The organism is Paenibacillus sp. FSL R5-0749, from assembly GCF_038595085.1.
In the GTDB taxonomy this organism is placed as follows: domain Bacteria; phylum Bacillota; class Bacilli; order Paenibacillales; family Paenibacillaceae; genus Paenibacillus.
This window is the reverse complement of record NZ_CP152005.1, coordinates 5,091,797-5,104,197: the sequence shown is the minus strand read 5'-3', so window position 1 is coordinate 5,104,197 and position 12,401 is coordinate 5,091,797. Positions and strand designations below refer to the sequence as shown.

Annotated in this window: 10 protein-coding genes; 7 read left to right on the top strand and 3 right to left on the bottom strand. The window is 48.0% G+C overall.

From position 1 onward, the window contains the following. Positions 1-73 precede the first annotated feature (73 nt). Entirely contained in the window at positions 74-649 is a 576-nt protein-coding gene (locus MKY85_RS22805) for a hypothetical protein (RefSeq protein WP_339256889.1), read from the top strand. 188 nt (positions 650-837) lie between these two features. On the opposite strand, the gene MKY85_RS22800 is transcribed toward MKY85_RS22805, so the two are convergent. Beyond that, positions 838-1,623 carry an AraC family transcriptional regulator gene (locus tag MKY85_RS22800; protein ID WP_342570832.1) on the bottom strand — a complete coding sequence of 262 codons (786 nt, stop codon included), beginning with the start codon at positions 1,621-1,623 and terminating at the stop codon, positions 838-840. Positions 1,624-1,642: 19 nt separating this feature from the next. Then, positions 1,643-2,224: a LysE family transporter gene (locus MKY85_RS22795; RefSeq protein ID WP_339236803.1), complete on the bottom strand. Its 582-nt coding sequence runs from the start codon at positions 2,222-2,224 to the stop codon at positions 1,643-1,645. Between the two features lie 203 nt (positions 2,225-2,427). On the opposite strand from MKY85_RS22795, the gene MKY85_RS22790 reads away from it, so the two are divergent. The 6 genes from MKY85_RS22790 to mmsB all read left to right on the top strand — a co-directional run bounded on the left by MKY85_RS22790 (position 2,428) and on the right by mmsB (position 10,827). Beyond that, positions 2,428-3,438, top strand: coding sequence for a substrate-binding domain-containing protein (locus MKY85_RS22790; RefSeq protein ID WP_342573465.1), 1,011 nt, complete (start codon positions 2,428-2,430; stop codon positions 3,436-3,438). A gap of 91 nt (positions 3,439-3,529) precedes the next feature. Next, positions 3,530-5,398: a sensor histidine kinase gene (locus tag MKY85_RS22785; RefSeq protein ID WP_342573463.1), complete on the top strand. Its 1,869-nt coding sequence runs from the start codon at positions 3,530-3,532 to the stop codon at positions 5,396-5,398. 56 nt (positions 5,399-5,454) lie between these two features. Further along, the gene (locus MKY85_RS22780) at positions 5,455-6,705 is read left to right on the top strand and encodes a response regulator (protein WP_339261494.1); all 1,251 of its coding nucleotides are present in this window, start codon (positions 5,455-5,457) and stop codon (positions 6,703-6,705) included. A 317-nt stretch (positions 6,706-7,022) separates the two neighbouring features. Next, positions 7,023-8,108, top strand: a complete 1,086-nt coding sequence (chvE, locus tag MKY85_RS22775; protein ID WP_339256883.1) for a multiple monosaccharide ABC transporter substrate-binding protein — start codon at positions 7,023-7,025, stop codon at positions 8,106-8,108. A gap of 21 nt (positions 8,109-8,129) precedes the next feature. Continuing rightward, the gene (mmsA, locus tag MKY85_RS22770; RefSeq protein WP_339256881.1) at positions 8,130-9,689 is read left to right on the top strand and encodes a multiple monosaccharide ABC transporter ATP-binding protein; all 1,560 of its coding nucleotides are present in this window, start codon (positions 8,130-8,132) and stop codon (positions 9,687-9,689) included. Beyond that, positions 9,664-10,827 carry a multiple monosaccharide ABC transporter permease gene (mmsB, locus tag MKY85_RS22765; RefSeq protein WP_253439968.1) on the top strand — a complete coding sequence of 388 codons (1,164 nt, stop codon included), beginning with the start codon at positions 9,664-9,666 and terminating at the stop codon, positions 10,825-10,827. The genes mmsA and mmsB overlap by 26 nt, the downstream gene beginning before the upstream one ends. A gap of 68 nt (positions 10,828-10,895) precedes the next feature. Here the strand turns inward: mmsB and mgtE are convergent, their stop codons facing one another. Beyond that, a complete protein-coding gene (gene mgtE / locus MKY85_RS22760) occupies positions 10,896-12,266 on the bottom strand; it encodes a magnesium transporter (RefSeq protein WP_342570831.1) in 1,371 nt (456 codons plus the stop codon). Between the last annotated feature and the right edge of the window lie 135 nt (positions 12,267-12,401).

The window sequence follows — 12,401 nt, the reverse complement described above, 5'->3', positions numbered from 1 at the left end:
TATAGCAGCAATAAAAATATGTAACCTTTACAACGTTTGTTCAAGCAGAGAATGTAGGAGGGGAGCGGTCGGAATGAAACAACGGTTGGTGATGTGCATGTTGGTCTTACTGTTGGTTACGTCGGGGTTAGCTCTATTTTCCGGAGAGAAAGTGTATGCTTGCAGTTGTGTGGAGAGTGGTGTCCAAGAGAGATTGAAGACAAACACAACGGTATTTACAGGAGAAGTGGTAAAGAAAGGACCATCGCAGCAATCGAAGAATGATGGCATGTTAAGAGAGTATACCTTTGATGTAGATACGGCATGGAAGGGGGTTAACGCCAAAAAGATGAAAATCATCGCGAGTGACGGTGGGTCTGAATCATGTGGTATTCAATTCGAAAAGAATCAGTCCTACCTGATCTATGCGTATCAATCTGAACTGGATCAAAAGCTGCATACGAATCTGTGCAGTCGCAACGTTCTTGTGGAACAAGCCGGAGATGACTTGAAATTGCTGGGCGCAGGCAAGGTTGTAAGTAAAGAAGATTTTGGAGAAACCAGTGATGGCTGGCGAAGTGGACCTGTCTATCTTATCTTATACGGTACAGTCATTTTATTAGCAGCATTGGCAGTTTTGTGGTTTTGGAGACGAAAGAAAAGAATCTGATTGCCCAAGGACGGAAAGAACCTGAAGAAGCGAAGCGTTCGCCTAAAAGTTTTCTGAAAGAAAGCTGCATCGAAAGCGTACGCTATCCCTGGATTTTACCTTTATAATAAGGGATCAAAAAATCTGGGGATAACAGTGATCAGAAGGTTACTCTGTCATCGGAGTGGCCAGTGTAAATATTCTGTAGTTCAATTTTTATAGTTTAACTGCAACATGTATTCATAAGCTGTGACGCCAAATACCCGTTTGAAATGCCGGTTCAGATGGGTCAGATCCACGAATCCACAATCAGCAACAGCAGCGTAGACGTCCTTCTGCATTTCGATGGACTGACGGGCACGCTCCACCTTGCAGTTTAAGAAAAACTGGTAGGGAGAAATACCTGCTTGTGACTTGAATTCACGGATAAATTGAAACTTGGACATGCCAAATTCGGCGCTCAGGTTGTCCAGCTTGAGCACATCTTCGGTGCTGCAAAACATCATTTCCTTAGCTTTTCGAACCAGGCTGTCCTGAGGCACCCAGAGCTTGGGATGCATCTCCTTCTGAGCCAGAAGGTGAACCAGATCGAAGACCCGTTCGCTGCACTCGGCTTCGTCCTGTCTGTGCTGAACGGCATCGTTCAGCATCAGGATCTTCCGTGCAAGCTCGGGATCATAGACGATGGGACTTCCAAAACGCAATTCCTTTTTGCCTATAATCTCCTCTACCAAATCCGGCTTCAGATACAGCATCACGTAATCAATGCCTTCTCTATCATAGGAGCTACCATCATGGGACTGCTCACGATTGAACAACATGACACCATTTTGGTGAGATGCCTGATATTGTCCGTCCAGGTTGTATTGTTGAATGCCGCGCAGGGTTACGCCAACCGCGTACTCTTCGTGGCAATGTTTTTTGTATGCAAAATCAGTAAAGCTGGCAGATAGTGCCAGCACGTCTTGTGACTTTTTATAGTTGAACCGTTCCATGCAGCACACCTCCCAAGCTTTAGATCAATCCGGATACTATAATGGCTGAGTATAACAAAAAAAGGGCCATGAGAATACTCAGTAATTTTTGGTGGCGATTCAGCAACGTTCTGAAAACCGTGCCAAAAACAACCCAACTGGAGTAGGCCAGAAAACCTATGAAGGTAATGAGCAATACGAACAGGAACGATGAAAATGAGCTGTGGTAAAAGGGCAATACATAGCTTGGAAGGACCGTGAACGTAAACAAGACCACCTTGGGATTGACAAATTGCATAATAAAACCGTTCCCAAATCCGGTAACTTGGGTTGGTGCATCCTCAGTGGTACCCATCTTGTAGATCTGATACGCCAGATATACCATATAGATGCCGCCGACAATCTGCATCACCTTCAGAATTCCAGGCAAAACATCGGCAAGAAGGTGATTAAGGAAAGCTGATGCCGTAAGCAGCAGGCCAAATGCCAGCGTAGCTCCCCACACATAATTCATCGTTTGTCGCGCGCCTACCTTCTGGGTGGACGATAGAATGACGATATTGCTAGGCCCGGGGGTAAAGGTGACGACGATGCAATAGATTAAAAAAGATGCAATATTCATGACGAAGCGCTCCTCTGGTTGTAGTCTAGTTCCATGATCATACGTCCAGAGGGAAAAACCATATAGTACATTATTGCAGCAGGTACATGGATAGCAGCACGGGCTTCCGTTTAAAAGATACGGGGGAGTTTTCTTTTTGAATGATTGCGTTTACAATTTAGACGGAGCATAGGATGATCAGACCACTTGAGGAAGTGAACGTAATGAAGAAAATGCTGCTAGTCTATATTTTGCTAATCTCGGCATTTGCGCTGTATGTGTTGAGATTCGAATATACCAGTCAGGTTAACAGTTCATGGGAGGACCGGGGGCTGCGCGGTGATATCGGAGAGACGTATATCATGATTACATTCCAGTCCGGGCTGGAGTATTGGAAGAGCCCGCTTAAAGGATTCGAGGATGCCGCGGATGCGCTTGGAGTGACCGTAGAATATCGCGGAGCTACCCGGTATGATGCGAAGGAGCAGACGATGGTGATCGAGCAGGCCATCGCTCGTAAACCCGCGGGAATTGCCATATCTGCGATCGATCCCCAATCGCTAGTTCCAGCGATTAACAAGGCAGTCGATGCAGATATCCCTGTTGTATTATTTGATGCGGATGCACCCGATAGCCAGGCCTATTCATTTCTGGGGACAGATAACTACAAGTCCGGTGTAATGGCCGCTGATAAAATGGCTGAACTGCTGGGGCGTGAAGGAGAGGTTGCGGTATTAACCTTGCCTGGACAACAGAATCATGAAGAACGAACGAAAGGCTTCCGCGATACGATCGAGGAGAGATATCCTTCCATGCAGGTCGTTGAAGTTGCAGATGGGCACGGTGATGCGATGGTGTCCAGAGACGAAACACTGAGAATGATGAAGGAACGTCCGGAACTGGCGGGTATTTTTGTGACTGAAGCCACCGGAGGAGCAGGAGCGGGAGAAGCGGTTCAAACTGCCGGGGGCAGCAGACATCCTATGCAGATTATTTCATTTGATACGAATAAGGCTACATTGGATATGATCAAGAACGGGACGATCTCGGCTACAATTGCACAGGGAACCTGGAATATGGGGTATTGGTCACTCCAATATTTGTTCCATCTGCATCACCAGTTGACGGTTCCTGCTCCATCGTCATCCGGTGAAAATGCACCGCTTCCCGTGTTGGTGGACACGGGGATCTCTGTCGTGACACGTTCAAATGTGGATGATTACTATGCCAAATAACAAGGAGCATTTGAAGAGTGAGAGGTTTTGGGGCAGAAGAGCGATTCTCTCAACTTTCAGGAACGGGATTCGGCGTTTGCGCTTGCGTAATATGCCCCTTCGCTACCAGCTAATGCTGCTTTTTTTGCTATTCGCCATTGTGCCCTCTGTAGGACTCGGCCTGCTTGTCAATTGGACAGTGGAGCGGGTTGTTGAGCGACAGGTTGAAGGGCATACGATGCAACTGATTGGTAAAGTGAATGAAGCCCTGAACAGCAAGATGGAGAATCTGCAAAATATGACGTATCTGATTGCATTTGACCCGGATATTGATGCTTTTATGGACGACAATATGTCGTTGAATGATGATGCAAGCGGTGAACGGATGAATAAAGGCGCAATTGCCGAAACGGAGCAAAATCAGTTGTATGGCATCAAGCAAACCTTGCAGGGGTTCACAACGTTGTATCCTGAGATCGCCGGGATTGTTCTCGTCAATGGAAGTGGTGACTATATTAGCAACGAGATGTATCCCCGAGCAGAGCAGAGCTTGATCCAGGAAAATTGGTACCAAGAAGCCGCGGCCAATCCGGGCATATTCATGGTGTTGGGTCAGCCCAAAGAGCGTAATCTCACGACACATGTACGGTATAAGGATGATGAGATTGTATCGGTTGCACGTTCCATCACGGATGAAGCGTCAGGACGTGTGCGAGGCGTTATTATGATTGATCTTAAACTAAGGTCCGTCTCTCAGGCTGCCCGCAATGTGACCTTGGGTAAATCTGGTTATGTGATGGTGACGGATGCCGAAGGTCAAAGTGTATACAAGCCGGAGCATCCGTTAATCGAACACATCCCCGCAGAGTGGTTTCCCTCCGGGGAGAGTGGCACGTTTACCGCCGAAACCAAGGGTGGAGCGTTATTATTCATGTATCAGTCGTCCACCTTTACGGGTTGGAGAACGGTAGGGGTATTTCCCACAAGAGACTCGATATCCGAAGTACGCCAAATCCAGTTTTATGTGGTTAGCTTTGTATTTGTGGTGTGTTTATTCGGACTTAGCGCCTCTTTATGGTTCTCGCGTTCCATTGCCCAACCGATTTTCCGACTCATGTCCTATATGCGCAGGGCGGAGACGGGTAATCTCAGACCAGGCCGGTGGAGCGATCGGGCGGATGAGATTGGAATGCTTGGCAACAGTTATAACCGAATGCTGGCACAGATTCAAGAACTGATATCGCTGAATGAATTGCGAGAACGGCAGAAGCGCGATGCTGAAATGCGAAGCTTGCAGGAGCATATCAAACCTCACTTTTTGTACAATACCCTGGATACAATTCATTGGATGGCACGCAAAGAGGGTGCAGACGATGTATCCGGCATGGTTGGCGCGTTATCTCGATTATTTCGGATCGGGCTTAGTAAAGGACAAGATTACATTCCGCTGCACTCTGAGCTTGAGCATATGACCAGTTATCTGCAAATTCAGCAGACACGATACCGCGACCGGCTTCAGTATACATTGAATATTCCAGAGGAACTGCGGGACCTTTTCGTGTTAAAGCTGCTGCTTCAACCCTTGATAGAAAATGCAATCTATCATGGAATCAAGGGCAGGCGTGGGCCGGGACACATTCGGGTGGAGGCCAGATTGGAACATGGCAGACTGCTGCTGACCGTTCAGGATGATGGAGCAGGGATGTCCAACGAACGGCTTGCCGAAATGCTGCATCTGCTCGAAGCTCCTTTGGCAAGTCTGGAAGCGTCTTCGCCTGGGATCACAGGCAAAAGTTATGGGATGTTGAACGTGCAAGCCCGTCTCCGTCTGTCCTTTGGCGATGATTACGGTATTCTGCTGGAGAGCGAGGAGGGTCAAGGAACTCGCGTGACCATCATTCATCCGTTGATGCGAGAGCTGCCACCCATCCCGCAAATCAATAACAAAGAGAGGCAGGAGAGTGAATGGGAAAATTCATAAAATCGAACGCGACAACTTCCACTGGGGTAGATGGGACAGCCGCATCAAACACGGTAATGGAGCTTACACCGGATAGCCACGTCACGAAGAAGTATCGCGTGCTCATCGCTGATGATGAGCCAATCATTCGTGAGGGAATCCGGGATGCAATTGACTGGGAGATACTCGGGATGGAGGTTGTGGGTGAAGCGGAAGACGGTGAGGAAGCACTGGAACGGGCTGCTGACTTGGGCGTGGATATTGTTCTGGTCGATATGAATATGCCATTCCTGAACGGAATCGAACTCATACGTGCTCTACAGCAGAAGTGCCCGGACTGTCGTTACCTAATCATTTCGGGGCATGATGAATTTGCATATGCGCAGGAGGCGGTTCGGCTTGGCGTAGAGGATTACATCTTAAAACCTGTACAATCAGAACAATTACATGCTGCGCTTGAGCGATTACATCAGCGACTTACGGAAGAGCACCAGAGGACGGCTTATGTACAACAGGCAGCCCATCAGATTGAACGCAATATCCCTCTGCTTCGCCAGCGATTTATGCTGGAGTGGCTGGAAGGGCAGGCTGCAGGGAAAGATCTGATGGAACAGCTTGAGTTTTTGCGTCTACCCGCGGTTCCACCTGTGCAGATCGGGATTGTGCGATGGCCTGCCGCCGAAGCTCGTCAGACGATACTGAGAGAGAATGATCGTCAGTTGTTTCTGTTTGCAGTGGAAAATATAATCAGTGAACTGCTGGCAGATCTGCCACATGTTCTGTTTCGGGACGTAAGCGGATTGATTGGCATATGTCTGTGGCAAGAAGCTCCCGAAGAAATAGAGTCCCTTCTGGAACAGCAGATCAGTTCATGCCTGAATATTGCCATTCATGCTCATCTGGAGATACATGCAGGGACACTGGAACAAACGCCGGATACGTACCGTCATTGCCGTGAACAGGTATACGAAGAAGTGCAGTTGTCCCCTCTTGTTCGCCGGGCAAAACAACTTATTCAAGAAGAGTATGCCGAGCGGGAACTAACGTTGGAATCGCTTGCTTCCCGCCTGCAAGTATCTGCCGTATATCTTAGCCGTGTGCTGAAGAAAGAGCTGAATGATTCTTTCGTGACGCTTGTCACGCACGCTCGCATTCGCAAGGCCATACAGTTGTTGGACTCCACAACATTGCCGATGCACACCATAGCCGAACGTGTAGGTTACGACACCCAGCATTATTTCAGCACCGCGTTCAAAAAAACAATGGGCATTTCGCCAGTACAGTATCGAAAGAACGGAGGAACGGCTTATCGTCCTTCGGCGAATTGATTATGGTTGTACAGTTGTTCATTCAGCCATGTAGTACATGAGATGGATGTGCTCTACTTCGTGTGAAGCGAAGCGGAGCATGTCCTTTTTTTTTGATCTTAATCTGATTTTTGATGGACCAGGCTCACAACGGAAGTTTCCATCAAAAGTTAAATTTTTATAAAAAAGGTTCAAAACGTGCAAAGACCTTGAGGCTCGTGCAATGCTACCATTGATCTCAGACAGGGACAGCAAGGAACAGGATGCACTACATGCATTGTAAGCGTTATCTTATAACTCATTTAGAACCGTATGACGTGAGGAAAGGGGAACTTCATATGAAAAAAGGAGCAGTGCTCATCTGGCTTCTGGTGATGACTCTGATGCTCTCGGCCTGCAATCTGGCAGAGAGTGGTGCAGGCAGCAAGGAAAAGGGATATGTCGGTATTTCGATGCCAACCAAATCATCAGAGCGATGGGTGGGAGATGGGGAGAATATGGTCCGTCTCTTTCAGGAGCAGGGGTACAAAACCGATCTCCAGTATGCTGAGGATGTGGTCGAGAATCAGATTTCACAGATTGAGAACATGATCACCAAAGGTGTGGATGTGATGGTCATCGCATCTGTGGATGGCAACACACTAACGGATGTCATCAAGAAGGCCCATGACGAAGGAATCCAAGTGATCTCGTATGATCGGCTCATTCGCAATACGCCTTATTTGACCTATTATGCCACGTTCGACAATTTTAAGGTGGGTGTGCTTCAGGCCTCCTACATCGAACAAAAGCTTGGACTCAAGGATGGAAAAGGACCGTATAACATTGAATTGTTTGGCGGCTCTCCAGATGACAATAATGCCTATTTCTTCTTCGACGGCGCGATGTCTGTGCTTAAGCCGTACATTGATTCCGGCAAACTGGTTGTACGCAGCAAGCAGATGACGATGTCTCAGATTGCGACCTTGCGCTGGGATGGTGCACTGGCCCAGTCTCGGATGGATAACTTGCTGAGTGCTTATTACTCAGGTGATCATCTGGATGCCGTGTTATCTCCTTATGATGGAATCAGTATTGGTATCATCTCATCTTTGAAAGGGATCGGTTACGGTACTTCGAACAAGCCGCTGCCCGTTATTACAGGACAGGATGCCGAACTTGCCTCAATCAAGTCGATTGTGGCCGGGGAACAGACGCAGACCGTATTCAAGGATACGCGCAAGCTAGCCGAGAAGACGGTAGAGATGGCCAATAGTATCTTGCAAGGTAAACAGGCGGAAGTTAATGATGAAACATCATATAACAACGGAATTAAGGTTATTCCAGCATATCTCCTGGATCCTGTCTCCGTGGATCGTACCAATGTGGAACAGGATATCGTGGGTACCCAGTATTACACGAAGGAAGAAATCGGACTGAAATAATAAATGAAAGGAGCACATCCCATGGCCGGAATCATTCTGGAAATGAAGAACATCACCAAGACCTTTCCTGGCGTTAAAGCACTGGAAAATGTCAATCTGAAAGTCCGTGAAGGCGAAATTCATTCCATATGTGGTGAAAATGGTGCAGGTAAATCTACGTTGATGAAAGTGTTAAGCGGAGTATATCCACATGGCACGTATGAAGGCGACATTTTATTTCAGGGCAAAAAATGTGAGTTCAAGGATATCAAGCAGAGCGAGGATCTGGGAATTGTCATTATCCATCAGGAGTTGGCCCTGATTCCCTACCTTTCAATCGCGGAAAATATATATCTGGGCAATGAACGTGCCAACAGAGGCATTGTGGACTGGAAAGAAACATTTGTGGGTACACGGGAGCTGCTCTCGAAGGTAGGGCTGAGCGAAAATCCGAATACACTCGTATCCAGTATCGGGGTAGGCAAACAGCAACTGGTCGAAATTGCGAAAGCGCTCTCCAAAAAGGTACGGCTCCTCATTCTGGATGAGCCAACCGCTGCGCTGAATGAGGATGATAGTGAAAATCTGCTGCAATTGATGCTGGAATTCAAGAAGCAGGGCATCGCCTGTATCCTGATCTCGCACAAGCTGAATGAGGTATCCAAGGTGTCTGATTCCGTGACCATTTTACGGGACGGCAAGACAATTGAGACGTTGGATATGAAGAAGGAGAAAGTGACTGAGGACCGGATTATCAGCGGGATGGTAGGACGTGATCTCACCAGTCGTTACCCGGAGCGTCATGCCACCATAGGTGAAATCATCCTTGAGGTGAAGGACTGGACGGTATATCACGAACATCATGCCGAGCGGAAAGTACTGGATCAGATCCATATGAATATCCGACGTGGTGAGATTGTGGGTATTGCCGGGCTGATGGGAGCTGGGCGCACCGAGCTTGCCATGAGTATCTTTGGCAAATCCTATGGCCGAAATATTTCGGGACAGCTCATCAAGAATGGTAAACCCATTCAAAACAATACGGTCACGGAGGCCATTCAGAATGGATTCGCTTATGTGACAGAGGACCGTAAGGAATACGGACTTATTCTAATGGATGACATCAAGCGCAATATTTCACTGACGGGTCTCAGCAAGCTGACGCGAAACGCAGTAGTGAACGAGCGCGAAGAAGTGCTGGTAGCGGAAGAGATGAAGAAAAGCATGAACATCAAAGCCCCAAGTATTTTGCAGAAGACCGGTAATCTGAGCGGGGGCAACCAGCAAAAAGTGGTGCTGAGTAAATGGATTTTTGCTGGACCGGATATTCTTATCCTTGATGAACCTACACGCGGGATTGATGTGGGAGCGAAATTCGAAATCTATACCATCATTCATCGGCTTGCCGCTGAGGGCAAGGGTGTACTGGTAATCTCATCCGAGTTGCCGGAGGTTCTTGGCCTGTGTGACCGGATCTATGTGATGAATGCCGGGCGAATCACCGGCGAAGTCAGCCGCGAGCAAGCATCGCAGGAAACGTTGATGAGATATATGACCAAGTCTGGAGGCGGCAAGCATGGAAATGATAACAAAACTGTTTAAAAATAATATTCGTCAATACGGTATGATTATTGCCCTGGTTGTAATTATGCTTTTGTTCGAGGTACTGACAGGTGGACTATTACTCAAGCCGATTAATATAACGAATCTGATCTTGCAGAACAGCTACATTTTGGTGCTGGCGATCGGGATGGTGCTGGTCATCATTACCGGACATATTGACTTGTCTGTTGGTTCCATTGCAGCCTTTGTTGGTGCTGTTGCCGCAATTATGATGGTAGATTGGCAGCTTCCGGCCTGGCTTGCGGTCATCGCATCCTTGCTGGTAGGCGCTTTGATCGGGGCATGGCAAGGCTTCTGGATCGCATATGTGCGTATTCCGGCATTTATCGTGACGCTGGCAGGAATGCTTCTGTTCCGCGGTTTGACGATGATTGTGCTGGAGGGACAGTCGATCTCTCCTTTTCCGGGTGGGTTCCAGAAAATAAGCTCGGGTTTCCTGCCGGACATTCACTTCTCAGGCTTCGGTCTGGTATCCATTATTGTGGGGCTTGTACTCACCGTCTGGTACATTGTTAATGAACTGCGGGAACGTCGTTCCCAGCGAAAATATGGCTTCGAGGTGGTGTCACAGGGGCTATTTCTGCTCAAGCTGATTGTGGTGGCTGCCGTGACAAATCTGTTTACATTTGTACTCGCAAGTTACGCGGGGATTCCGAACATCCTGGTTCTGTTGTTTGTCCTGATCATCGTATACTCCTTCGTGATGAACCGTACCGTTATGGGCCGGCATGTGTATGCGCTTGGAGGTAATGAGAAGGCCGCGGGACTGTCCGGAGTGAAAACAAAAAAAGTAACCTTCTGGGTTTTCGTGAATATGGGTACGCTTGCCGCGGTATCCGGGTTGATCTTCGCCGCACGTCTTAATGCCGCTACGCCAAGGGCGGGTACCAACTTTGAGCTGGATGCCATTGCGGCCTGCTTCATCGGAGGTGCTTCCGCTTCAGGGGGCATAGGTACGGTATTTGGAGCCATCATTGGTGGTTTGGTTATGGGTGTGCTGAATAACGGGATGTCCTTGATTGGTCTCGGTATTGACTGGCAGCAGGGAATTAAGGGATTGGTACTGCTGCTTGCTGTGGCGTTTGATATTTATAATAAAAATAAAAGATCGGCGTAAAACTGGATAAAATGCAAAACAGACCTTGATCTCAGGATCAGGTCTGTTTTGCTGTATACACCACTTGTTTACATCAATGCATCGAGGAAACGTGTGGCGATCCCAAAATAGATAAACAGGGATAAGATATCATTCAATGTGGTGATTAACGGACCCGAAGCGACAGCTGGGTCAACCTTGAAACGACTAAGCAGAAGCGGAATGCATGTGCCGGTCAGTGTACCGATCACCAGAGTGAAGAATAGAGAAACCCCGATAATGGCGCCGAGCAGCCAGTCCCCTTGCCAGACATAAGCAATGACGGTGATCAGCAATCCACAGACCAATCCAATCATGATGCCCACTTTGATCTCCCGACCAATCAGTGCGAGTACAGTGGATTTGTCGAGTTTGCGTCCGATTAGTCCTCGTACCACGACAGCCAGAGATTGCGTTCCTGTGTTACCAGTCATACCCGCGATCATCGGCATAAAGAATGCCAGTGCGACAACCTGATTCAATGTATCCTCGAAAAAATCCACGATGCTTCCCGAGATCAGGCCAATTAGCAGCAATAGAATGAGCCAAGGGAGTCTGCGTCTGACGGCAACGAGTGGTTTGGTATCAAAGTCGATATCCTTGCCGCCCCCACCCATCTTGGCCAAATCTTCACTGGCTTCATCCATAATAATATCGATGACATCATCCATTTGGATAATCCCGCATAACCTGTGATTCTCATCTACTACTGGAAGCGCCATAAACTCATAGCGTTGCAGAAGCTGCGCTGCTTCTTCCTGGTCCATATCTACCGTTGCGTGGATCACCCGTCGGGTCATCAGTTCTTCAACCTGGGTCTTGTCGTCAGCCAAGGCAAGGGATCGATAACTCACTACTCCGACCAGTTTACCTTCATCATCCGTCACATAAAGGTAACTGGAGGCGGAGATATGCATGGTGCCTTGCGATTGTCGCAAGGCTTCCTTGGCTGTCTCATGGGCAAGCAGGGTTCGATATCGATCTGTCATGATGCGTCCAGCCGTCTCCGGCGGATAATTAAGCAGGGACCGGATAATGGCAGAGTGGTCCAGATTCATGGTGGACAGCAATTCTTCTCTTCGTTTGGCAGGCAAATCGTGCATGAACCGGATCAGATCACTTTTGTCCATCTGCTGCATGACTTCAAGCGTTCGTTCCGGCCCGAGTCGTTCAAACAGTTGAATCTGTTCGTGCAGCTTCAGGGTCTCGGCGAGATCCGCCAGAGCATCGGGTTTGAACAGGAGCAGAAACCGATTGGTTTCTTCTTCAGGAAACTTTTTATATACGAGTGAGAGGTCGTAGGGATGCAGTTCTTTCACCAATTTATAGAAATCGGGAAGGTTCCGGGATTGCACATGTTGCACGAGTTGTTCGGTGATCTCCTCCACGGAGAAATCTTTCTTGGTATGAGGTCCGTTCATATCGACACTCCTTTCTAAACGGTCAGCTTCATATTTTTAAACGAAATGGGTTGGCAGTTAAACAAATGGAGGAAAAGAGAGTACCCAAAATGATATTGTAATCTTGCTCAAACATTCGATATGGGCTTACAAACG